This window comes from Streptomyces sp. DSM 15324, assembly GCF_001514285.1.
Classification (GTDB): Bacteria; Actinomycetota; Actinomycetes; order Streptomycetales; family Streptomycetaceae; genus Streptomyces.
On sequence record NZ_KQ949027.1, the window covers coordinates 1 to 22,051 of the forward strand.

Genomic DNA, 22,051 nt, shown 5'->3' on the forward strand with positions numbered 1-22,051 from the left:
GACTTTCCTCCGGGCTTCCCTTCGGTCTTACGTTTCCGACTCTATCAGATCTTTTCTCGATCCGATTTCCTCGGCGCTTTCCAGGTTCCCGCTTTTGTTTCGCGGTTTCCTTTCCGGCGGTTCCGACTTTATCAGAAGTTCCGGGCCGGTCTGACCGGCGCTGGTTTTCCGAATCATCGGGGGCTTCTGCGGAATCGATGTTCCGAGCTGCCGATAGATTTTCCCTGCTGCCGACCGGATCTCATCCAGTTCCAGGCAACTGTTCGAATCTACCTCCCCGCGCACTCCGTGTCAACGGCTTTTGCGGGAACGAGGAGGACAGTAGCAGTTCAGCGGGGCGGTTCGCACATCAGGCGGCTGTCGGCACGGTCGCGCTGCGCTCGGCCGCCTCCACGTCGCCCGTGCCACCGGCGCGTGCCGCCCTGCCGCCTAGGACGAAGACGTACGCGAGGAAGGCCAGCTCGGCGGCGATGCCGAGGGTGATGCGGGCCCAGGTGGGCAGGTCCGAAGGGGTGACGAAGCCTTCGATGACGCCGGAGACGAAGAGGACCAGGGCGAGGCCGATCGCCATCGCGATCGCGGCCCTGCCCTCTTCGGCGAGGGCCGTACGGCGGGAGCGCGGGCCGGGGTCGATGACCGTCCAGCCGAGGCGGAGTCCGGTGCCGGCGGCGACGAAGACCGCTGTCAGTTCGAGCAGGCCGTGCGGGAGCACCAGGCCGAGGAACGTGTCGAGCCGGCCCGCCGAGAACATGAGGCCGGCGCCGATCCCCAGATTGAGCATGTTCTGGAAGAGGATCCAGAGCACCGGAAGACCCAGGAAAACGCCCAGGACCAGGCACATCGCGGCGGCCTGGGCGTTGTTCGTCCAGACCTGGGCGGCGAACGAGGCGGCCGGGTGGCTGGAGTAGTACGTCTCGTACCGGCCGCCGGGCCGGGTGAGCTCGCGCAGCTCGTCGGGGGCCGCTATGGAGGCCTGTACTTCCGGATGGGTGCCGATCCACCAGCCCAGGAGGGCGGCGACGGCGGTGGAGAGGAGGGCGGTGGCGACCCACCAGTGGCGCGCGCGGTAGACGGCGGCGGGGAAGCCTTCGGTGAGGAAGCGGGTGACATCGCGCCAGGAGGCGCGGCGGGTTCCGACGACGGCGCTACGCGCGCGTGCGACGAGCTGGGTGAGCCTGCCGGTCAGCTGGGGGTCGGGGGCGGTCGACCGGATCAGGGAGAGGTGGGTGGCGGTGCGCTGGTAGAGGGTGACGAGTTCGTCCGTCTCGGCGCCGGTGAGGTGGCGGCGGCGCCGTAGGAGGGCGTCGAGGCGGTCCCATTCGGCCCGGTGGGCGGAGACGAAGACGTCGAGGTCCATCGGTGTGCCTGCTCCTCGGCTGTGCGTCGGCTGCCGGTGTGGGTGTCAGGTTGTCGTACTGCGTCGCGATGTGCGCTCAGCTTGGCAGACTGGCTGCTCCAGGGGCAGGTCGGGAAGGGGCGGCGGGCGTGAGTGAGCTGGTGACGGGTGAGGCGGTGGCGTTGGAGCTGCAGCCCGCCAGGCTGCCCAGCAGGGCGCTGGCGCTCTTGCTGGACCTGGTCGTGGTGCTGGTCGTCTATGTGGTCGTGAGTGTCGTTCTGGTGCTGTCGACGGCCTCGTTGGACGACGCGGCGCGGACTGCGGTGTCGATCGCCACGTTCCTGCTGGTGCTGGTGGGTGGGCCGATCGCGGTGGAGACGCTCAGCCATGGGCGGTCGCTGGGGAAGTCGGCGTGCGGGTTGCGGGTGGTGCGGGACGACGGTGGGCCGATCCGGTTCCGGCACGCGCTGGTGCGCGGTGCGCTCGGGCTGGTGGAGATCCTGCTGACGTTCGGGGTGGTGGCGTGTGTCGCGTCGCTGGTGTCGGCGCGGGGGCGGCGGCTCGGTGACGTGTTCGCCGGGACTCTGGTGGTGCGCGAGCGGGTGCCGGCGGCTCGGGGTGGTTTCGTGCCGCTGCCTCCGCCGTGGCTGGCCGGGCGGTTCCAGGAGCTTGATCTCTCGGCGGTGCCGGACGGGCTGTGGTTGGCGATCCGCCAGTACCTGGGGCGGATGGGCCAGCTGGATCCGCAGGTCGGCGGGGCGATGGCGGGGCGGCTGGCGGAGGAGCTGGCCGGGTGGACGGGGGTGCCGATGCCGCCGGGCGTGCCGCCGGCCGCGTATCTGGCGGCGGTGGTGCAGGAGCGGCAGGTAAGGGAGGCGCGGCGGATGTTCGGGGGCGGTCCGGCCGGTGGGGGTGCTGCTGGTGGGGGACCTGTCGTGGGCGGAGGCCTCGGTTCTGGGCCGCAGTCGGGGAGGCCAGGGTCCCGGTCGCCGTCGTACGGGCCTGCTGCGCCTGGAGGGGCCTCTTCTTCGGGTGATCCGGTCGTGGAGGGTGGGGACCGTGGTCGGGGTGAGGGGTCGGGGACCGGGTTCGTGCCGCCCGCGTAGGGGGGCGGGCGTCGGGTTCAGGTGAACGTCGACGGGGGTGATTCGAGGTCTTCGAGTTCGATGCCGGGGGCTGCGAGGACGACGTCGCCGGCGAGGTGCACGGTGTGCTGTTCGCCGGTGTCCAGCGCTGTGACCTGGTATTCGTCCACGGTCAGGGGGGCGTTGTCAGTGGGGTGTGTTTCGCTGTTCACGAGAGCCCAGGACTGGTCGACGGTGCGGGGGGCGAGGACCGGGTCGGTGAAGGCGACGAGACGTACGCGGGTGGCCGCTGTGGAGGGGGTGAGGCGCAGGAGGCGGGTGGTGGCGACGAGGAACGCGGGTGAGGTGCCGGTGAAGGCGTGGGCGGGGGTGTTGCCTTCGGTGGCCTCGGTGCCGGTGGGGTCGGTGCGGACCCAGGTGACGCCGTCCAGGGCGGCGCCTCGGACCTGCCAGCTGCTGGCGTGGAGTTCCAGGCGGAGGGGGCGGCCGAGGTCGTCGAGGGTGAGGTCGACGGAGCCGGTGTGTGCGCCGGTGGGGGTGGTCAGCTGGGAGACGTAGCGCCAGCCGGAGGGGCCGGGGGCGCACTGGAAGTGTTCGTGTGCGAGGAGGGTGTGATCGTGGGGATCGTGGAGTGCATAGCGGCCGCGGGGCATGGGGGTCCTGGGGTGTGACGGGTTGGTCGGGGCGCCGCGGCGGTCCGGCCGAGGGGCCGAAGGGGCAGGCCCCCGGCACGGGGGTGCGGGGGCCTGTCTCTGAGGTGCTGCTGCTCGCTGGTGCGGCCGCGGGCCGGGGGCCCGCTGCCGGATCAGTAGCGGTAGTGGTCCGACTTGTACGGGCCTTCGACCTGGACGCCGATGTAGGCGGCCTGCTCCGGGCGCAGCGTCGTCAGCTTGACGCCGAGGGAGTCGAGGTGGAGGCGGGCGACCTTCTCGTCGAGGTGCTTGGGCAGCGTGTAGACGCCGACCGGGTACTCGTCGGGCTTGGTGAACAGCTCGATCTGGGCCAGGGTCTGGTCCGCGAAGGAGTTGGACATCACGAACGAGGGGTGGCCGGTGGCGTTGCCCAGGTTCAGCAGGCGGCCCTCGGACAGGACGATGATCACCTTGCCGTCGGGGAAGGTCCAGGTGTGGACCTGCGGCTTGACCTCGTCCTTGACAATGCCGGGGATCTTGGCGAGGCCGGCCATGTCGATCTCGTTGTCGAAGTGGCCGATGTTGCCGACGATGGCCTGGTGCTTCATCTTGGCCATGTCGGCGGCCATGATGATGTCCTTGTTGCCGGTGGTGGTGATGAAGATGTCGGCCTTGTCGATGACCTCGTCGAGGGTCGTGACCTGGTAGCCGTCCATCGCGGCCTGGAGGGCGCAGATGGGGTCGATCTCGGTGACGATGACGCGGGCGCCCTGGCCGCGCAGGGACTCGGCGCAGCCCTTGCCGACGTCGCCGTAGCCGCAGACGACGGCGGTCTTGCCGCCGATGAGGACGTCGGTGGCGCGGTTGATGCCGTCGATGAGGGAGTGGCGGCAGCCGTACTTGTTGTCGAACTTCGACTTGGTGACGGCGTCGTTGACGTTGATCGCCGGGAAGAGGAGGGCGCCGTCGCGCTGCATCTCGTACAGGCGGTGGACGCCGGTGGTGGTCTCCTCGGTGACGCCGCGGATCTCCGAGGCGAGCTGGGTCCACTTCTGGGAGCCGTCGGTGATGGTGCGGTTCAGGAGTTCGAGGATGACGCGGTGCTCGTCGTTCTCGGCGGTGTCGACGGAGGGGACCTTGCCGTCCTTCTCGTACTCGACGCCCTTGTGGACGAGGAGGGTGGCGTCACCGCCGTCGTCGAGGATCATGTTCGGGCCGCCGGTGGGGCTGTCGGGCCAGGTCAGGGCCTGCTCGGTGCACCACCAGTAATCCTCCAGGGTCTCGCCCTTCCAGGCGAAGACGGGGACGCCCTGGGGGTTGTCCACGGTGCCGTGGGGGCCGACGGCGATGGCGGCGGCGGCGTGGTCCTGGGTGGAGAAGATGTTGCAGGAGGCCCAGCGGACCTGGGCGCCGAGGGCGACCAGGGTCTCGATGAGGACGGCGGTCTGCACGGTCATGTGCAGGGAGCCGGTGACGCGGGCGCCGGCGAGGGGCTGGGCCTCGGCGTACTCCTTGCGGATGGCCATGAGGCCGGGCATCTCGTGCTCGGCGAGGGTGATCTCCTTGCGGCCGAAGGCGGCCAGGGAGAGGTCGGCGACCTTGAAGTCCTGTCGGTTGTCGACAGTCGTCATGGTGAGCTGCTCCTCGGTGGTTGGTTCGAGGTGTGGGTAGGGCTGGTCTGCGCGGCGGCGGACACAGGGGTGCCCTCGGGGGGACACAGGCATGCCCGCGTGCGCGCAGCGCAGTCCGTCGGAGGCCCTCTCTCCCTCGGTCGGTCCGCTTCGGGACCGCCCGACCGCCATCAGCAGCGACGTCTGGCTCCCGTCCAAGCTACACCGGAGGTGGCGGGCGGCCCCAGTCCGTCTGCGATCGGATCGCGCCGTTCGGGGTGGGCGGGCGGGGAAGGCGGCAGGGCCCGCCGGGGTGCGGCGGGCCCTGCCGGGGAGGTGTCGGGGGTGGTCAGTGGTCGGCGGGGTGCCGGTCGGGGCCGCCGGGGGTGGCTTCGGGGTCGGGGCCCTTGGCGGCTTCCCTCTCGCTGTAGATGTCGGGTTCGAGGTAGATGACGCGGGCGATGGGGACGGCTGCGCGGATGCGGGCCTCGGCGGCGTCGATGGCGGTGGCGACCTCGGCGGCGGTGTCGTCGTGCCGTACGGCGATCTTGGCGGCGACGAGGAGTTCCTCGGGGCCGAGGTGGAGGGTGCGCATGTGGATGATGCCGGTGACGGTGCGGCCGTCGACGATGGCGGTTTCGATCTTCTGTACGTCTTCGAGGCCGGCGGCCTCGCCGAGGAGGAGCGACTTGGTCTCGGCGGCGAGGACGAGGGCGATCAGGACGAGGAGGACGCCGATGCAGACGGTGCCGATGCCGTCCCAGATGCCGTCGCCGGTGAGGAGGGCGAGGCCGACGCCGCCGAGGGCGAGGACGAGGCCGATGAGGGCGCCGAAGTCCTCGAGGAGGACGACGGGGAGTTCGGGGGCCTTGGCGCGGCGGATGAACTGGGACCAGGAGAGGGAGCCGCGGAGTTCGTTGGACTCCTTGATGGCGGTGCGGAAGGAGAAGCCCTCGGCGATGATCGCGAAGACGAGGACGCCGACCGGCCAGTACCAGTGCTCGATCTCGTGGGGGTGCTTGATCTTCTCGTAGCCCTCGTAGATGGCGAACATGCCGCCGACGGAGAAGAGGACGATGGAGACGAGGAAGGCGTAGATGTAGCGCTCGCGGCCGTAGCCGAAGGGGTGTTGGGGGGTTGCTTCGCGCTGGGCCTTCTTGCCGCCGACGAGGAGGAGGGCCTGGTTGCCGGAGTCGGCGAGTGAGTGGACGCCTTCGGCGAGCATCGAGGAGGAGCCGCTGAAGGCGAACGCCACGAATTTGGATGCCGCGATGGCGAGGTTGGCGCCGAGTGCCGCCACGATCGCCCTGGTGCCGCCTGACGCGCTCATGTGTTCGCGTTGTCCCTTCGCCTCGCGTACGTGGGTCGTACGTCCTGTTCGCCGTCCAAGGCCTCTTTGCCCGGCCTTTGCCGGTGGGTCATTGTTGCAGCCCGGTCCGGCGGCGGTTCGTCAGGTATCCACACCTGCGGTCAGACAATCACCGTGGCGCGGAAGAGGGTTCCGGTGCCGGACACCTCGGTCTTCTCGCCGGCGGGGACGAAGACCGACTGGCCGGGGGCGAGTGGGTGTTCTCCGGCGCGTACCGTGCCGGCGGTGCAGAGGAGGATCTGCGGGGTGTCGCGGGTGAGGTCGTGGGTGTCGGAGCCCTCGGGGAGGACGTACCGGGAGAGGCGGAACTCGTCGATGGGGGTCTCGTAGACCTCTTCGCCGTCGGGGGAGGCCTCGGGGCGCAGGACGGCGGGGTCGCCGGGCTCGAAGCGGACGATGCGCAGGAGTTCGGGGACGTCGACGTGCTTGGGGGTGAGGCCGCAGCGCAGGACGTTGTCGGAGTTGGCCATGATCTCGACGCCGAGGCCGCTGAGGTAGGCGTGCGGGATGCCGGCGCCGAGGTAGAGGGCCTCGCCGGGCTGGAGCCGGACGTGGTTGAGGAGCATGGCGGCGATGACTCCGGGGTCGCCGGGGTAGTGGTGGGCGATGCCGGCGTAGGGGGCGTAGTCGCCGCCGAGGCGGTCGCAGGCGGCCGCGGCGGCGGTGACCGTGCGGGCCATGTCGTCGGGGTCGGCGGTGAGGACGGCGGTGAGGACCTCGCGCAGGGCGGCCTCTTCGGGGTGGGCGTGCAGGAGGTCGACGTACGGCTTGAGGGAGTCGACGTCGAGGCCGTCGAGGAGGGCGGCGGCCCTCAAAGGGTGCCGGAAGCCGCACAGGCCCTCGAACTCGGTGAGGGCGCAGATGAGTTCGGGCTTGTGGTTGGCGTCCTTGTAGGTGCGGTGGGGGGCGTCGACGGGGATGCCGCGGCGTTCCTCGTCCTGGTAGCCCTCCTTGGCCTGGGTGAGGTCGGGGTGGACCTGGAGGGAGAGGGGGGCGCCGGCGGCGAGGAGCTTGAGGAGGAAGGGCAGGCGGGGGCCGAACCGGGCTACCGCGCGGTCGCCGAGTTCGCGCTGCGGGTCGGTGTCGATCACCTCGACGAGGGTGCCGCGTTCGGTGCGGGAGGGGGCGCCGGGGTGGGCGCCCATCCACATCTCCGCCTGGGGTTCGCCGGTCGGTTCGGTGCCGAGGAGGTGCGGGATGGCGGTGGGGGAACCCCAGGCGTAAGGGCGGATGGTGTTGTCGAGGCGGTCCATCGGGTTCTCTGCCTGTCTTGTCGTCTGTCGTGTCTGTGCGGCGGTCAGGCCTGGGTGGCGAGCGCCAGGTAGACGGCGGCGAAATCCGTGGTGGCGATCAGTTCGGCGAGGGTGACCAGTTCGTCGCCGTCGTCGGGTTCGAGTTCGCTGATCGGGGTGTCGTGGCTGAGGGCCAGGTCGCGGGCGGAGGGGGCGGCGGTGAGACCGCCGAGGGGGCGGTCGCGCAGGAGCACCACGCGCGCGTGCAGGGCGGGGGCTTCCTCGACGCGGTCGCGGAAGAAGTCGTCGGGGTCGGCGCTGGCGGCGAGGGGGCCGGCGAGGAGGGCGCTGTGTTCGGCGAGCGCCTCGGGGAGTTCGGCGACGAGGGCGGGGCGGCCGGCGAGTTCGGCGAGGGCGGAGGCGAAGCGGCGGCCGGCGGGGCCGGCGGAGACGCCTTCGGTCCAGATCACCGGGAGGGCGTCGGCGAGTTCGGCGGCCAGGGTCTTCGCCGGGTTGCTGTAGGTGGCGATGGCGGGGCCGCAGCGTTCGGCGACCTGGTCGAGGCGGTCGGCGACCTTTTCGAGGGCGTCGGCGGGGGCGGAGAGCAGGGCGATGCGGTCGAGGAGCGCGAGGAGGGGGGTGAGCAGGGCCCACAGGACGCCGGGGGCGGAGGCGGCGACGGGGGGCTGTTCGTCGTGTTCGTACGGGGCGGTCGCCATCGGTACGAAGAGGCCGTGCGCGGCGTCGGCGGCGTCGGTGAGGGGGGTGCGGGCGGGGGCCACGGCGACGACGGTGCAGCCGCGGCGGTAGGCCTGCTCGGCGAGGAGGGCGAGGCCGGGTTCGGTGCCGTCGGGGGTGGCGATGAGGAGGAGGTCGACGGAGCCGGCCCAGCCGGGGAGTTCCCAGCGCAGGGCGCCCGCGGCGGGGGCGACGCCGCTGGGGGCGAGCCGGATGACGGGGCAGGCGGCGCCGGCGAGGGTGCCGAGGAAGTCGGCGACGGAGGTGGCGGCGGCGCCGGGGCCCGCGATGAGGATGGCTCGGGGGCGGCCGTCGGGCTTGAGGTTGTTCACTCCGGCTTCGGCGGCGTGGCGGGCGGCGGTGCGGACGCGGGCGCCGGCTTCGGCTGCGCCGCGCAGGAGGGCTCGGCGGTCGGCCTCGGCGAGGGCCTCCGGCGTGTCGAGCAGTGAGTCGTCGAGCATGGCGGGGGTCTCCGATCGCCGGGGGGTCGTCGGGGTGCCGGGGTGGATGCGCGGTGGTGCCGGTTCGGGTGGTGGTGCCGCGGTTGCGGAGCCGGTCCCGGTCGTGTCGTCGTGCCGCGGTCGCGGACCGGGGTGCCGGTTCGTGTCGTCGTACTGCGGTCGCGGACCGGGGTGCCGGTTGGTGTCGTCGTGCCGCGGTTGGGGACCGGGGTGCCGGTCGTGGTGGTACGGCGGTGCCGGCGGCCCGGGCCGGGCGGCGCGGGTGGGCCGGCGTCGCGGGGCGTGGTCGCGCGGGGTGGCGCGGCCTCGTCGTTACGCGGGGCGGCGGGCCTCGTCGACGAGGAGGACGGGGATGCCGTCGCGGACGGGGTACGCCAGACCGCAGTCCTGGCCGGTGCAGATCAGCTCCGCGTCATGCTCCTTGAGGGGGGCGTGGCAGGCGGGGCAGGCGAGGATGTCAAGCAGGCTGGCTTCCACAAGCGGCATCGCGGTGTGTCCTTCGCGGGTCAAACGCAGATTGGCGGTTTCTGTCAGCCTATAGCTGGAGAAAGCAAAGGCTTGCGTGGGCGCCCGGATCGACGGCGGTGTCTGCACACGAGTCGGCCGGCGACCTGCCGTTGAAGGGTTCAGGGCTCGGGGGAACGCAAGACGCGCAGGTGGCCGCGGCGGGCGACCTCCATCGGGTCCGCGCCGCGTCCGCCGCCGCCGGCCTGTGCCGCGCGTTCCTGCGGGCGGGCCGCCTCACGGACGGCGTTGGCAAGCGCTTCCAGATCGTCACCACTGGGCCGTGCGGGAGCTGAGCCGTCCAGGAGGCGTACGACCTCCCAGCCGCGCGGGGCGGTGAGGCGCTCGGAGTGTTCGGCGCACAGGTCGTAGCAGTGGGGTTCGGCGTACGTGGCGAGCGGGCCGAGGACCGCGGTCGAGTCGGCGTAGACGTACGTCAGCGTCGCGACGGCGGGTCGGCCGCAGGCGGTGCGCGAACAGCGACGTACAGGGCTCACGACGTTGGACGGTACCGCACTCTTGAGCGGGCCGCGACGACTCTCCACCAGGTCACTCCACCGTGTCGTGTTGTGAAACGCCCCACGGGCCTCTCCAGTCATACCCCGCTGACCTGGGCGAACACCAGTCATTGGCAAGAAGAAGCCGAAGCCTCACGGTCACCAGGCGGTACAAACAGGATCAATTGTCATGACTTCACCGGTCTCGGAGAGATACAGAATCGAGCCCAACCTTTGGCTGGATTGGTCATCCTGCGCCCTGGGGCGCGGGCCGGTCGGGAGCCGTCCGGTATACGGCGCGGGGCCGGGCGGCCGGTCGCGCCGGGGTCTACCCTTCAGTAGTTATGGACAGCCCCGTACCGCCCCGTGCCGCAGGCCCCGGACCCCGCCGCCGTGATCGCCACGGCCGGGGGATGCGGGGACCGATCGCGCCCCCTCAGGTGCCGTTGGCCGCCAGCCGCGCCGACGCGTTCGCCGATCTGGTGCAGGACTCCGTGGAGCGGCTGGAGCGGCGCTGGCCCCAGCTCGCCGAGATCGACTTCATGGTGCTCGAGGTGCCGCGCCCGGCGGCGGCCGACGAGCCGTGGAACGACGAGGCGGTGCCCCTCGGCGGGACGGTTCCCGCCCGGGAGGGGCGGCGGGCGCGGGTGGTCGTTTACCGGCGCCCGGTCGAGATCCGCACCAAAGGGCGCGACGAACGGGCCGCGCTGGTGCACGAGGTGGTCGTGGAACAGGTGGCGGAGCTGCTGGGGCTGACCCCGGAGACGGTGGATCCGCGTTACGGCGACGAGGACTGACGGCCGGCCGCCTCGGTGTCACAACAGGCCCAGCGCATCGAGGCCCAGGTAGGCGAGGTCGACATCGGTCACATCCCCGGAGCGGAGCAATTGGCGAAGCTCCTGCGGTGAAACGCTCAACACCTCGATGAACTCGGTGTCGTCCGGTTGGGCCGGTCCTCGACGCCTGCAGTTCAGGCCGACGGCGCAGTATTTCACCGACGAGCTGTACGAGTCGCCAAAGCACCGGCCCACGACCTTCAGGTCCCCGCCGTACCCGGTCTCCGCGAGCAGCTCGCGCGCGGCTGCGGCCAAGGGGGTCTCCCCGTCGTCGAGGTAGCCCCCCGGCAGCTCGTACACGAGCTGTTCGGGTCCGGGCCGGAACTGGCGAGTGACGAGGGTCTCACCGGTCGTGGTCAGGGCCAGCACGGCAACGCTCGGCCGGTCCTCGCGGACGCTGAAGATCTCCACCGCACCGGACGGAAGGCGGTAGGTCACCTCGACCACGGAACGGCCATGGGCCTCGTACACGGTGGTCCGGGAGAGCTCCTCCCAGTCCGGTACCGGCCCTGCCGACGGCCGAGGTTCGCTCAACGCAGCTCCAGTGGGGCCAGCAGCGGGGGTGCGACCTGCTCGGACTCCGGTGCGAGAAGAGCCTCGATGTAGTCGGCAGTCTGCTCCCACCCGGTGACGGCCACGCACGGCACGCCCATCTGCCGAACCGGGTAGTCGTTGCCCCCCTCATCGAGTCGGTCCCCGATGAAGAGGACGTCCTCGACACGCAGGTCCAGGTGTTCCAGCAGCCGCTGCATGCCGTAGGCCTTGTCAATGCCCTTCTTCGTGACATCGATGGAGGTGGAACCCCCGCTGCGGACCTCCAGGTCGGGCAGGCGATCCACCGCGTACGCCCACAGGGCCCTGCGGCGGGAGCCATCAGGATCCCAGGCCGCCTTCGCGTGATGAGGTGCCTGCTGCCCCAGGGCGGAGAAGGTGACCTGGCTGCCCCGGTCCTCGATGACCTCGCCCCACGTCTTCTCCTCCCACAGCCCCAGGGATTTCGCCCCTTCGGTCAGAACCGTGATGCTGAGCTGCTTCTCGCCGTCGGAGAGGTTCTCGCAGTAGATGTCCTGCCAGCCATTCGCTTCCCATCTGAGGTAGCGCGTGCCGCAGGTGGGCATGAGGTGAAGGCGTTCCGCGAGTTCAGGCTTGAGCGGCAGTTCCTGGAGGACCTGGGTCTGGAACTGTTCATATCGGCCACCGGAGATGATGCAGACATTCTTGACCGCGAGAAGGCGCAGCAGGCATTGGGCCATACGAGGAGTGATCTTCGCCTTGGACAGGGCGAGCGTGTCGTCCAGGTCGAACACCACAATGCGAGTCGACAGTACCAATGCGCCATCCTTTTCCTCATACGATCCGTGACCGAGGGTGAATTCACCTTCGGTAGTCGAGCCTGATTCTGCCGATCCTCGCCGATGGTTTGACCAGGAAACCCTCGACATGGGCCACGCCTTCTCCCTGTGGTTCCGGTCCACGAATGCGGAGAGCCGGGTTGTCCGTGACGGCGAACAGAGCCGCGGCCCGACTCGTTCCCGGCCGGACCAGCTCGGCGCTTGTGTATTGGCGGTCTTTGCTCCAGCCGCTGGACCTCAGCGCGGCCTCCTCATCCTCGGAAAATTTGAACAGCGCGTCAAGGCACGTCAGGCCCGGCTCGGCACGTGGTCCCGAAACGGACGCAAGCCGGAACGCGAAGCCCAACGCTGGTGCGACGAGGTCCACGAGACCGGCAGCGAAAGCGAGTTCAGAGAGGCCGATTGCACCGATCATGCTATCGATCCGGGGCTCGGAGAGACCCACGAGCGACAGAAGGTAGGGCGGCTCGACGGTGACGCTTTCCGGAACGAGTACCTCGCGAACGTGACCCCGCATGAGGTCGATGAGGGTGCGGTGCATCGGCTTCGAGGCCACTGAGTGGGTCGACACCGTCAGGTCCTCGGGCCTCCTGCCCACTGACTCGGCAATGCGATCCAGGAGCTGAACGACGCCGTCCTCCGGCCTGGCCATGAGGTCGAGGTCGGGCAACAGGCCGATCGGCGCCATTACGGCGAAGGCCTGCAGATCGGGGACCGGCCGGACGCTGCTGCCGAAGCCCCCCAGGGTCAGAGCTCCCGGCTGGGCCGTCGCGGCCAGTTCGGTGCCGTCCACATAGTCGAAGACACCGTCGACGACGTGCGCGGCGCCGGTGTCGGGGGCGCCGAGCCACTGACCGCTGTGGGCACCCGGGCTGTCGTCGCGTTCGCCTTCTCCCGCGGCGACCCGGATGCCGAAGGGGGCCTGCCGAAGGATCTTCTCCGCGGCCTCGGTGGCCGCGCCGTCGACGGTGACCTTGCGCTCGTTCAACGACATGCCGTGGGCGAACCCCGCAGGGGCCTCGGCCGCCGCCAGTGCCGCGGACGCCATCGCGGCGACGAGGTAGACGTCCTCCGCCTCTGCGGTCTCGCGTCCCCCGACGCCTTCAGCCGTGTCCGACCAGGTGACGGCGGCGCGGGTGATCCGCTCATCGACCGCCAGGATCGCATTCTGTAGAATTTCGCCCATTTTCCCTCTTCACGTTCACGTCATTTCCGGCTCACAGTCGTCCGGGCGGCTCGCGGTCGTGGCAGACATCACCGTGACCTACGCCTTCTCACACGTAGGAGCACCGCGAGAGGTACGACGATCAGCAGCGCCGAGACGCCCATCAGCCACCAGCGCCGTCCGTGCGACCAGTCCGCCACCTGCTCCACGAAACCAGGAATCTGGACCGCGGCCAGGACGACGCCCATGACGGCGATGAGAGAATCACGTCGGCCTTTCTCCCGTTCCTCTCGCACTCTCAGAAGGCTGAGCGATACGGTTTCGCATTTCTCCATGTCCCGGCTGAGAGTGGCAAGTACCTCTCTGGCCGGCCGTTCTCGCACCGTCCATTCGTCCAGGCTTCGGTTCCTCCCTTCGAGCAACTTCTCCCGAAATCCAGTGCACTTGTCCAGGAGTGCCGCATGCTGGACCCTGCGGCGGGTCAGGAGAGACTGTTCACCGGGGGATATCTCGTTTCGCATGGAAAGATCCGTGAGGACCGCACGGTAGCGGGAACCCAGGTCGTCGCAAACAATCCTGCGCAGAATTCCCACCGTCCAGACGAAGATGGACGAGGAGTCGTACCCGTAGTGCGAGAGCCGGAACTGCGACCTGCCCCGCAACCAGGCCGGCAGGTGTGCCATCTCCAGACAGCATTCGGAGTTTACGAACACCATGTGGTCGTCGAAGAACGCCATGCCGGTGCGCACGTGACCGAAGACGCTTTGGGGGCTCCGCCGGAGCCACAGGCCGTCCTCCAGAAGGTGATCCGTCGCGTAGGAGAGGAGGGCCGCGATCTCCCAGGCATACTTGGCGGACTCTTCGACCCCCGCGTACAGGCTGGTGCTCACCCGGTTCTGCGTACCGTCGAGGTTCCACACCTGCAGGGCGGCGGAACCTTCGACGGACCATGTCCTCTCGATACAGCCGGGCTCCAGGCTGGCCACTCGTGCCAGCGCTTCGGCGGACTGCTCCCGCAGGGTGCGGGAGACGTCGGGAGCGCCGAGCAGGGAGACGAAGCGCAGCAGGATGTCTGTGGTCAGGGGAGCAGTCAGCTCGATCGCTGTGGTCTCGTCGGTGATCGAGCCGGGCACGGACAGGAGCAGGGGCAGGGCCGTCAGGACGTACTCTCCGCCCAGGGAGATCGCTGCCTGTCGCAGCCCGGCGGCGTGGCTGCTGCCCACCACACGGGCGAGGGCCGCGGGCAGGGGTCCGCAGTCGAACAAGGCGGAGTACATAAGACCGGAGCCGGGCCGCACCTTGGTCTGGTAGGAGCGGTCGTCGTCTATTTCCGGCAAGCCGCCGGATGCGAAAGCGCGCGAGAAGTCCACTCCCTCGGTGAGGCGGTGGGCGAAATAGACGACGACGGAACAGCCACTGATACGGAAGCGATCGGGGGCTGGGGGTTCCGGTACGTCACTGACATCAGCGAGCACTGCGAACTGATGGTCCACGACTGGCTCCTCCGACAGCGGCGGCACATGGGCCGCAGTGTCGGCCCATGCCGAAGATACCGGCTGCTGAAGCGGGCGGTGCAGATCTCCAACGGCTCGTCACTCGCCCTATCTCGACGCCCTGTTGACTGATCACCGTCAGAGCGCTCTATGATTCCTGGTCTGTCTGACGAGCGCGGACTGGAGGAACATGTTCTTCCGTGGTGGCTTTCGATGAGAGTCGTTGTGACGGGCGCGTCGGGGTTCATGGGATCCCACCTCTGCGCCTTCCTGAGGTCTCGGGGAGACCACGTCACAGAAGTCGACCTCCCGCACTGCGACATCGTCGACACCCCGCATCTGACACGGGTACTGGGCGAGGCGGAACCCGATCACATCTACCATCTGGCGGCCCAGGCCGGTGTGGGGATTTCTTGGCAGGACCCGGTCAGCACCTGGCGCTCGAACGCGTGGGGCAGCCTGTCCGTCCTGAAAGCCGTCCGATCAGCGTGCCCCGCAGCGAAAACCATCGTCATGAGCAGCGCCAGCGTGTTCGACGGAGCCCGGATCGACGAGCCCGTCGGTGAGGACCGGACACCCGCCCCGCTCTCGCCGTACGGGGCGAGCAAGCTGGCGGTCGAGTCGGCGGCGCGTCATTATGTCGCCGCTTATGGCCTCCGCGTGGTTCTCGTGCGGCCCTTTAACGTGATCGGGCCGGGTCAGGGCGGGGGCTACCTGGTTCCGGCCCTCGCTCGTCGTATAGCGACCGCCGTCCGGTCGGGGACGGAGCGCGTTCCCATCGGGAACCTGGAGACGTTCAGGGACTTCCTGGACGTGCGGGATGTTGTGCAGGGGCTGCACATGCTGATGGCGGGCGGAGAGCCCGGGGACATCTACAACCTGTGCACGGGAGTCGCCGTTTCGGTCCGCACCATCGTCGAGACGACGATCTCTCTCGGGGGCGGCCGCCTGGAGTACTTCCAGGAATCCGCGTTGGTGCGGAGGGAAGACGTGCCGACGGTGGTCGGGGATCCCGGCAAAGTCCTTGCTCTGGCAGGGTGGCGGGCTTCTGTCCCGCTGGTCACCAGCCTCGCCGACGTCCTGGCGGAGGCATATGCGGAAGTGCGCCTTGAGCAACGTCTCGCGCCCACCGCCAGCAGTGCAGCCGCAAAACCCTGACCTGGGGTGTCCGAGAACGGTCTGTGAGGTGTGGATGAGATTCCCGTTGTCCCGGCCGACCTTGGGGGATCAGGAGTCCGAGAACGTGCGGGACGCGATGGCATGGGGCTGGATCTCCGGCACCGGCTCGTACGTCAGTGCTTTCGAGCGCTCGTTGGAACAGCGGATCGGCAGAGCGTTCGCGACGGTCGTCTCCAGTGGCACGACAGCGCTCGAAATCGCCCTGTCGGCTCTCGGCGTCGGCCCGGGCGACGAAGTCCTCGTCCCGGCTCTGACCTTCGCCGCGCCGGCGGCTGCGGTTCTCACGGTGGGAGCGGTACCGGTGCTGTGCGACATCGACGCCGAGACCTGGACCATCGATGTCGAGGCCGCCCGGGCTCTGAGAACCCCTCGCACCAAAGCGATCATCACCGTCGATCTCATGGGTCATCCCTGCGACTACGAACGACTCGCCGAGCTGGAGATATCCATGGTCGAGGACGCGGCGCAGGCCCATGGGGCGCGGACCGGGAAGGGACCGGCCGGGAGCTTCGGGGTCGCGTCCATCTTCAGTTTCCATGTGAACAAGGCCATCACCTCGGGAGAGGGCGGGGCCGTCCTCACCGACGACGAGGAACTGGCCGAGAAGGTCCGGCTCCTCGCTCACCACGGCATGTCGCCACACCACCGGTATCACCACACCGTGGCCGGTCGCAACGGGCGGATGACGAATCTCAGCGCCGCCATCGGCACAGCCCAGATGGCACGCTGGGACGAGTTGGTGGCCGGTCGCCGGGAGGCGGCCCGTCTTTACGACGCCCGGCTCAACGGCCTCGGCTTCTCCCCCAGGCCACAGCGCACAGGGGTGTTGCCTTCGTGCTGGCTGTACTGCGTGACCTCACCGGAACGGGACGCCGTGGTGAAGCGGGCGCGCCACCGCGGCGTCGACGCCCGTGCGATCTGGCCTGCCCTGAGCGATCTTCCCCTGTACCGCCCCTACGCTCGTCTGCCCTGCCCGCAGGCGTCGAAGGTGTCCAGGACTGCTTTGTGGTTGCCGACCTGGTCGCACCTCACCCCCGAGGACGTGGAAGCGGTGACCGAGGTGATGGTGTGACCCGGTCGGGTCACTTCTGCAGCACCGCCATGTTCTCGTCCGCCTGCGGGACCTCGACCGTGCCCCGGTCGTCCGGCAGGGTCTGGATCGTGAAGCCCGGGACGCCCTCCTCGGTCGCCGCCAGGGTGCGGGCGGCGTAGACGGGAGTGTCGGTGAGGGGTTCGACGGTCAGGGCGAAGGTGCCCTTCAGGCCGGTGGGGACGGGGAGTTCGACGTCCTGGGTCGTACCGGACTTGATCGTGTACGTCTTGGAGGCGGCCGTTCCGCCCTCGCTGCCCGCGGACGCGGTGACCTTGACCTTGGCGGTGCCCTTGGGGGCCGTCAGGGAGAGGGTGGCGCCCTTGGCGGTGTTGTCGACGGCGGACGCGCGCGTGCCGACCGGCGCGGAGGCGGGGATGAACGCCGACTCCTGGTCGCCGCCCTTGCCGCGCAGCACCCGTACGGCCGCGACGACCGGAACCGGCCGGTCGGTGGGCGTCAGGACGATCGAGCCCGCCTCGCCCCGGGTGACGTCGCCGAGGTCGACAGCGGTCGTCATGCCGCCCTTGACGTGCACGGTCTCGTGCCCGGCCGGGGTGATCAGTCCACTCGGGGAAGCGAGTTGGATCTTCAGGTCGGCGTCGGCGTCCCCCGGTGCGTAGACGACGAGCCGGACCGCGGTGGCGTCCTTGGGGATGCCGGGGACGACCAGGTCGGCCGCCGGGTCGGTGGCGGCGGCCAGCCAGTCGCCGCCGAGCTTGTCGTCCAGGGCCTGCACCGCCGCGCCGACGCGGCCGCCGCGGACGTTGACGTGGACGGTGAGGTCGTCCTCCTTGGCGTCGGTGAGCGTGGACAGCAGGATCGGCTCGCTGGAGTGCGGCGGGACCGTGATGCCCTCCCCCACCGTGGTCTGCAGGGCGCCGTCCTTGCCATAGAGCTCGATGTCGGCGACGGCTGCGGAGTCGTCCGGGTTGGTGAGGTGGACGTAGTCCGTGCGGTCGGCCGCCGTGCTGGCGCCGGGGAACCAGAACTCGGTGTCCGCCGGGGTGCAGGTCACGCCCAGCAGACCGCGGCCGGAGCCCGCGGCGACCTCGGTGGTCTCCTGGACCGTCCAGCCGGGCGCGAACTTGCCCTCGGCGGTGCCGACGAGCGCGGGCGAGTCCCCGCCGTCGGTGTCACCGGTGGCCGGGGTGCCGGGCTCCTTGGGGGTGACGACGGACTTCTCCGCCTTCTTGCCGCCCTTGTCGCCCTTGCCGCTCTTGTCGTCCTTGTTGGTCTTATCAGCCTTGTCGGGTTTGTCGGTCTCGCCGGTCTTGCCGGTGCCGTCCGTCTTCTTGTCCTTGTCGGACGTGTCGTCGGCCGGGTCCGCCGACTCCTCGGTGGCGGCGGCGAGTTCGGCCGTGCCGTCGCTGCCCGTGCCCTTGGTGACGGGGGTGAACGACGTGTAGGACGTCTGGGCGATGTCGGAGGTGCTGGGCGCCGGGCAGAGCAGGCTGGTCCGCTCCACGGGCAGCACGGCGGCGGCCTTGGCCGGGTCGTCCGCGCCGGCGCCCTTGGGCTCGTTGAGCGTGGCGAACCCGGTGACGGCGGCGAGCGCGGCCGTGCCGGCGATCAGGGACAGGGTGGTGCGGTTCACTGCTGGCTCCCGTCGGGACGCTCGCTGCCGGTGCCGTGGGGGTGCTGCTGCGCCGGGTCGTAGGCGGGGTCGTAGCCCTGGTTGCCGTAGCCCTGGTCGTAGCCGTACGTCTGCTCGTACGGCGCCTGCCCGCCCTGGCCGTCGTAGGCGTAGGGGTCGTACTGGCCGGCCTGGTAGGGGTCGTAGGACTGCTGGTCGTAGCCGCCCGCCGGGTACTGCTGGGCGCCCTGGTACTGCTCGCCCTGGTAGCCGCCGTACTCGGCGCCCGCGTAGCTCGGCTGGTCCCAGTCGCCGTACGACTGCTGCTGCGGGATGTCGACCGGGGCCTGGTCGGGCGTGTCCTGCGGGGTCTCCTCCTGGGGAGGGGTGGGGAAGTCGTCCTGCGGGGACGGGACGTCGTCCTCCTGCGGGGCGGGTTCCTCCGTCTCCTCGGCCTGGGCGCGCAGCCTGCGGGCGCGGCGGCCCTCGCCCTCGGCGGGCCGGTCCTGGGCGAGCTCCTCCTCGGGGAGGTCGTCGTCGACGTCGCGGCGGCGGCCGGGCAGGGCGAGGACGACGAGGACGAGGGCCAGGATGCCCTGCGCCCACAGCCAGGCGGTGTGGGTGAACGGGTCGTCGTAGGTGACGTCCAGCCTGCCGCCGGAGGCGGGCAGTTCGAAGCCCTGGGCCCAGCCGTCGACGGTGGTGCGGGTGAGCTCTTTGCCGTCCAGGGTGGCGGTCCAGCCCTCGGCCGCGGCGTCGGCCAGGCGCAGGATCCGGCCCTCGGAGCCCGACGGGATCGTGGTGTGGATGTCGACCGGGCCGGCGGCTACCGGGGTCGCCGTGCCCTTGCCGGACTCGGTGACGACGGCCGCGCGGGAGACCTCCTGGCCGACCCTCCACAGGGCGCTGCCGTCCTGCTGGCTGAGTCGCTTCAGGCCGGGGGTGGCGTCCAGGACGCGGGTGACGTCTCGGGGGGCGCCCTTGTGGACGAGGACGTATCCCACGGCGAACTTGCCGAGCTGGTCGGCCTGGTCGGCGCCGGAGCCGGCGACGAGGTTGGCGACGACCTTGTCGAGCTGCGGGTTCTCGCCGTCGGCCGCGGCGAGTTCGGCGTCGCCGAGGCGGGCGCCGGAGCCGCGGACCAGCATGTAGTCGACGTGGGCGGTGGAGTCGCTGTCGAGGACGAGGGTGCGGGACTGGTCGCGGTTGCCGGCCTCCTCGGCGACGAACGCGGGGACCTGGACGGGGTCGCGGCGCTCCAGGGGGCCGTCGGCGCCGCCGATCATCCAGCCCGCGGCGAGCAGCAGGGGGCCGGCGGCGGAGGCGAAGGCGATGAGGGCGGCGACGGGCTGGCGCCAGCCGAAGCTCTGTTCGGCGACACGCGTGCGTGCGCCGTCGGCGCCGAGGACGGCGGCGGCGAGGAGCGCGATGCCGTAGACGAGGGTGGCGGGTCCGGCCCAGGTGGAGTTGTTGGACAGGACCGCGAGGACGAGCGCCACCAGGGCGACCGCCCAGGCCGTCCAAATGCCGGACTGGCGCTCGCCGCGCAGCAGGGCGGCGAGCGCGGCCAGGACGACGCCGATGAGCATCAGCCCGTCGACGGTGCCGGGTCCACCGGGGCTGGCGGCGAGCAGGTCGAGGGCGGAGGCGGTGGACGGGGCGTAGTCGAGTCCGGCCTGGGTGAAGAAGCCGAACGGGAGCAGGGACAGCGACCAGGGCGCGAGGACCAGCAGCGGGGTGCCGAGCTGGGCGAGGAAGCGCAGGCCGTAGGCGGTGATGTCGGTGCGGCGCACGGCCAGCACGGCGAGGCCGAGGACCAGCGCGAGGGGCCAGACGATCGGCGTGAACGCGGTGGTGATCGTCAGCAGCAGGGCGTACGCCCAGGTGGCGCGCCAGCTGCCGCGGGCGCCGGAGGGGTGCGTCAGGCCGCTCGCGGCGGCTCCCGCGCGGGCGATGAGCGGCAGCAGGACGGCGAGGACGGCGGTGCCGACGCGGCCGCCTGCGAGGGCGCCGGTGGCGGCGGGCAGGAAGGCGTAGACGACGGCGGCCCAGGCGCGCAGGAGGCGGGACTCGACGAGGGGGCGGGAGGCGAAGTAGGCGGTGAGGCCGGCCAGGGGCACCGAGCAGACGAGGAGCAGGGTGAGGGCGAGGCCGGTGGAGCCGAGCAGCAGGGTGGCGAGGGTCGCGACGATCGCGAGGTAGGGCGGGGCGGCGGAGGTGCCGCCGGCGCCGACCGGGTGCCAGGCGTCGAGGTAGCGCGACCAGAGGTCGGAGGCGTCGGCGGGGGCGGGCAGCAGGGCGCCGCCCGCGAGGGCGCCGCCGCCGAGGAGGCCCCGGCAGGCGACGAGGGAGACGAGCAGCAGGACCAGGAAGAGCACCGGGCCGGGTTTGCGGGCGATGCGCTTGAGGCGGGCGAACTGCTCGATCTCGAGGAAGTCGGCGTCGTCGCCGCCGGGGCCGGACTCCAGTCCGCCGCCGTGCCGTCCGGCGCCGCCGGGGGCCTCGGTGTCGGAGGAGCCGAAGAGGTCGCCGGCGACCTGTTCGACGGTGGCCCGTACGGTCGCGCCGGGCGGCGGGAACAGGGGGCGCAGTTCGCCCTTGTCGATCCGGGGTGTGCCGCGCCTGCGGCGGCCGGCGATGATCCGCTCGGGACGCAGCAGGGTGCCGAGCAGGCCGCGGATCTCGTCGAGGGCCTGTCCCGGGACCTTGCCGACGAGGTAGGCGACGGTGCGCAGCAGGGTGCCGAGGACGAGGCGCAGCAGGATCCAGGGCAGCTGTGCGGTACGGCTGTTGACGAGGAGGGTGTAGACGGCGCCGGCCTTGTCGACCTTGTGCGGGGAGGCGGTGGTGCGGCCCGCGCAGTCGACGGCGCGGCGCTCGCGGGAGGCGGCCTCGGCGTGCCGTACGACGGCTTCGGGGGCGACGAGGACGCGGTGGCCGGCGGCGGTGACGCGCCAGCACAGGTCGACGTCGTCGCGCATCAGGGGCAGCCGGCGGTCGAAGCCGCCGAGTTCCTCGAAGACGTCGCGGCGGATCAGCATGCCGGCGGTGGACACGGACAGCACGGGCCGGACGTGGTCGTGCTGGCCCTGGTCCTGTTCGCGGCGGTCCAGGCCGGTCCAGCGGCGGCCGGAGGAGGCGATGGTGACGCCGACCTCGAGGAGCTGGCGGCGGTCGTACCAGCCGCGGAGCTTGGGGCCGACGACGGCCACGTCGTCGCGGCCGAGTTCGAGTTCGTTGTCGACGACGCGCAGGAGTTCGGCGAGGGCGCCGGGTTCGGGGGCGCAGTCGTCGTGCAGCAGCCACAGCCACTGGACCGGTTCGCCGTGCGGGAGGTCGGGGAGGTCGTAGGCGTCGTCGCGCCACGTGCGCGTGACGGGGTCCCAGCCGCTGGGCCGCTTCAGGTACGGCAGTTCCTCGGGGGTGAGGACGGGTGCGGTGCGGTTGGCCTCCTCGACGGCCTGGCCGAAGCCGGTGCGCCGGGCGAGGTGCAGGACGCGGTCGTCGCCGAGGGCCTCGGTGACGAGGCGGGCGGAGTCGTCCGAGCTGCCGGTGTCGGCGGCCACGACGGACTGGACGGGGCGCTCCTGGCCGAGCAGCCCGGCGAGCGCGTCGGGCAGCCAGCGGGCACCGTCGTGGGCGACGAGGACCGCGGTGACGACATGACGCGGAAACTCAGGTGTGGCAGCGCCGCCTTGGTGGCCTGCCGTGTGGCTGTGCACGGACATCGAGGTACGGGCCCCGGTTCGGTGGACGTGGTGGACGCCTGCGCCGCGGGTGGGCGGCGGGGTGTCTCGGACGAGCGCCCACACTATCGGCTGGGCAGGACGGCGGCCCGCCGCCTGTGGACAACCCACCTGCGACGGGCCGTTCACCGCCACGTCCGCCCGGTCCGG

At 70.8% G+C, this 22,051-nt stretch carries 18 protein-coding genes; 4 read left to right on the forward strand and 14 right to left on the reverse strand.

Annotated features, from left to right (window positions below; translation table 11 throughout):
• Positions 1–349: 349 nt before the first annotated feature.
• Positions 350–1,357: a stage II sporulation protein M gene (locus tag AQJ58_RS16795; RefSeq protein WP_067250960.1), complete on the reverse strand. Its 1,008-nt coding sequence runs from the start codon at positions 1,355–1,357 to the stop codon at positions 350–352.
• A 128-nt stretch (positions 1,358–1,485) separates the two neighbouring features.
• Here AQJ58_RS16795 and AQJ58_RS16800 point away from each other — a divergent pair, with 128 nt between their 5' ends.
• Positions 1,486–2,442: an RDD family protein gene (locus AQJ58_RS16800; RefSeq protein ID WP_067250961.1), complete on the forward strand. Its 957-nt coding sequence runs from the start codon at positions 1,486–1,488 to the stop codon at positions 2,440–2,442.
• A 17-nt stretch (positions 2,443–2,459) separates the two neighbouring features.
• Here the strand turns inward: AQJ58_RS16800 and AQJ58_RS16805 are convergent, their stop codons facing one another.
• The 7 genes from AQJ58_RS16805 to AQJ58_RS16830 form a co-directional block, all read right to left on the reverse strand.
• Positions 2,460–3,074 (reverse strand): hypothetical protein, encoded by a 615-nt coding sequence (locus AQJ58_RS16805; RefSeq protein ID WP_067250963.1) that lies wholly within the window; start codon positions 3,072–3,074, stop codon positions 2,460–2,462.
• 152 nt (positions 3,075–3,226) lie between these two features.
• A complete protein-coding gene (gene ahcY / locus AQJ58_RS16810; RefSeq protein WP_067250965.1) occupies positions 3,227–4,684 on the reverse strand; it encodes an adenosylhomocysteinase in 1,458 nt (485 codons plus the stop codon).
• Between the two features lie 328 nt (positions 4,685–5,012).
• Entirely contained in the window at positions 5,013–5,993 is a 981-nt protein-coding gene (locus tag AQJ58_RS16815; protein WP_067250969.1) for a cation diffusion facilitator family transporter, read from the reverse strand.
• 140 nt (positions 5,994–6,133) lie between these two features.
• Complete coding sequence (gene manA / locus AQJ58_RS16820) at positions 6,134–7,285, reverse strand: mannose-6-phosphate isomerase, class I (protein ID WP_067250971.1); 1,152 nt, start codon at positions 7,283–7,285, stop codon at positions 6,134–6,136.
• Positions 7,286–7,329: 44 nt separating this feature from the next.
• A complete protein-coding gene (locus AQJ58_RS16825) occupies positions 7,330–8,463 on the reverse strand; it encodes an SIS domain-containing protein (protein WP_067250973.1) in 1,134 nt (377 codons plus the stop codon).
• Positions 8,464–8,775: 312 nt separating this feature from the next.
• A complete protein-coding gene (locus AQJ58_RS40810; RefSeq protein WP_079078979.1) occupies positions 8,776–8,949 on the reverse strand; it encodes a Trm112 family protein in 174 nt (57 codons plus the stop codon).
• Between the two features lie 140 nt (positions 8,950–9,089).
• Positions 9,090–9,512 carry a DUF3499 domain-containing protein gene (locus AQJ58_RS16830; protein WP_067250975.1) on the reverse strand — a complete coding sequence of 141 codons (423 nt, stop codon included), beginning with the start codon at positions 9,510–9,512 and terminating at the stop codon, positions 9,090–9,092.
• Between the two features lie 296 nt (positions 9,513–9,808).
• Between AQJ58_RS16830 and AQJ58_RS16835 the strand changes: the two genes are divergently transcribed.
• On the forward strand, positions 9,809–10,261 hold the full coding sequence (locus tag AQJ58_RS16835; protein WP_079078980.1) for a metallopeptidase family protein: 453 nt from the start codon (positions 9,809–9,811) through the stop codon (positions 10,259–10,261).
• 18 nt (positions 10,262–10,279) lie between these two features.
• On the opposite strand, the gene AQJ58_RS16840 is transcribed toward AQJ58_RS16835, so the two are convergent.
• From AQJ58_RS16840 to AQJ58_RS16855, 4 genes are all read right to left on the reverse strand, one after another.
• Positions 10,280–10,747 (reverse strand): NUDIX hydrolase, encoded by a 468-nt coding sequence (locus AQJ58_RS16840; protein ID WP_159056255.1) that lies wholly within the window; start codon positions 10,745–10,747, stop codon positions 10,280–10,282.
• A gap of 83 nt (positions 10,748–10,830) precedes the next feature.
• Positions 10,831–11,631: an HAD-IIB family hydrolase gene (locus tag AQJ58_RS16845; protein ID WP_067250981.1), complete on the reverse strand. Its 801-nt coding sequence runs from the start codon at positions 11,629–11,631 to the stop codon at positions 10,831–10,833.
• A 43-nt stretch (positions 11,632–11,674) separates the two neighbouring features.
• Positions 11,675–12,838, reverse strand: coding sequence for a fructose-bisphosphatase class II (locus AQJ58_RS16850; RefSeq protein ID WP_067250982.1), 1,164 nt, complete (start codon positions 12,836–12,838; stop codon positions 11,675–11,677).
• 68 nt (positions 12,839–12,906) lie between these two features.
• Positions 12,907–14,310, reverse strand: coding sequence for a hypothetical protein (locus AQJ58_RS16855; RefSeq protein WP_067250983.1), 1,404 nt, complete (start codon positions 14,308–14,310; stop codon positions 12,907–12,909).
• Between the two features lie 213 nt (positions 14,311–14,523).
• On the opposite strand from AQJ58_RS16855, the gene AQJ58_RS16860 reads away from it, so the two are divergent.
• Together AQJ58_RS16860 and AQJ58_RS16865 are read left to right on the forward strand one after the other, a co-directional pair.
• Positions 14,524–15,468 carry a GDP-mannose 4,6-dehydratase gene (locus AQJ58_RS16860; RefSeq protein WP_159056256.1) on the forward strand — a complete coding sequence of 315 codons (945 nt, stop codon included), beginning with the start codon at positions 14,524–14,526 and terminating at the stop codon, positions 15,466–15,468.
• Positions 15,419–16,561 carry a DegT/DnrJ/EryC1/StrS family aminotransferase gene (locus tag AQJ58_RS16865; RefSeq protein WP_159056257.1) on the forward strand — a complete coding sequence of 381 codons (1,143 nt, stop codon included), beginning with the start codon at positions 15,419–15,421 and terminating at the stop codon, positions 16,559–16,561. Before AQJ58_RS16860 ends, AQJ58_RS16865 begins: the two co-directional genes overlap by 50 nt.
• Positions 16,562–16,571: 10 nt before the next feature.
• On the opposite strand, the gene AQJ58_RS16870 is transcribed toward AQJ58_RS16865, so the two are convergent.
• Positions 16,572–18,176: a DUF5719 family protein gene (locus AQJ58_RS16870; RefSeq protein WP_067250986.1), complete on the reverse strand. Its 1,605-nt coding sequence runs from the start codon at positions 18,174–18,176 to the stop codon at positions 16,572–16,574.
• On the reverse strand, positions 18,173–21,883 hold the full coding sequence (locus AQJ58_RS16875; RefSeq protein ID WP_079078984.1) for a glycosyltransferase family 2 protein: 3,711 nt from the start codon (positions 21,881–21,883) through the stop codon (positions 18,173–18,175). Before AQJ58_RS16875 ends, AQJ58_RS16870 begins: the two co-directional genes overlap by 4 nt.
• Between the last annotated feature and the right edge of the window lie 168 nt (positions 21,884–22,051).

Coding starts and splice junctions, on each gene's coding strand:
- ahcY (WP_067250965.1), bottom strand. CDS start 4,684: ATGACGACTGTCGACAACCGACAGGACTTCAAGGTCGCCGACCTCTCC.
- AQJ58_RS16860 (WP_159056256.1), top strand. CDS start 14,524: ATGAGAGTCGTTGTGACGGGCGCGTCGGGGTTCATGGGATCCCACCTC.
- AQJ58_RS16875 (WP_079078984.1), bottom strand. CDS start 21,883: ATGTCCGTGCACAGCCACACGGCAGGCCACCAAGGCGGCGCTGCCACA.
- AQJ58_RS16805 (WP_067250963.1), bottom strand. CDS start 3,074: ATGCCCCGCGGCCGCTATGCACTCCACGATCCCCACGATCACACCCTC.
- AQJ58_RS16825 (WP_067250973.1), bottom strand. CDS start 8,463: ATGCTCGACGACTCACTGCTCGACACGCCGGAGGCCCTCGCCGAGGCC.
- AQJ58_RS16835 (WP_079078980.1), top strand. CDS start 9,809: ATGGACAGCCCCGTACCGCCCCGTGCCGCAGGCCCCGGACCCCGCCGC.
- AQJ58_RS16795 (WP_067250960.1), bottom strand. CDS start 1,357: ATGGACCTCGACGTCTTCGTCTCCGCCCACCGGGCCGAATGGGACCGC.
- AQJ58_RS16850 (WP_067250982.1), bottom strand. CDS start 12,838: ATGGGCGAAATTCTACAGAATGCGATCCTGGCGGTCGATGAGCGGATC.
- AQJ58_RS16815 (WP_067250969.1), bottom strand. CDS start 5,993: ATGAGCGCGTCAGGCGGCACCAGGGCGATCGTGGCGGCACTCGGCGCC.
- AQJ58_RS40810 (WP_079078979.1), bottom strand. CDS start 8,949: ATGCCGCTTGTGGAAGCCAGCCTGCTTGACATCCTCGCCTGCCCCGCC.
- manA (WP_067250971.1), bottom strand. CDS start 7,285: ATGGACCGCCTCGACAACACCATCCGCCCTTACGCCTGGGGTTCCCCC.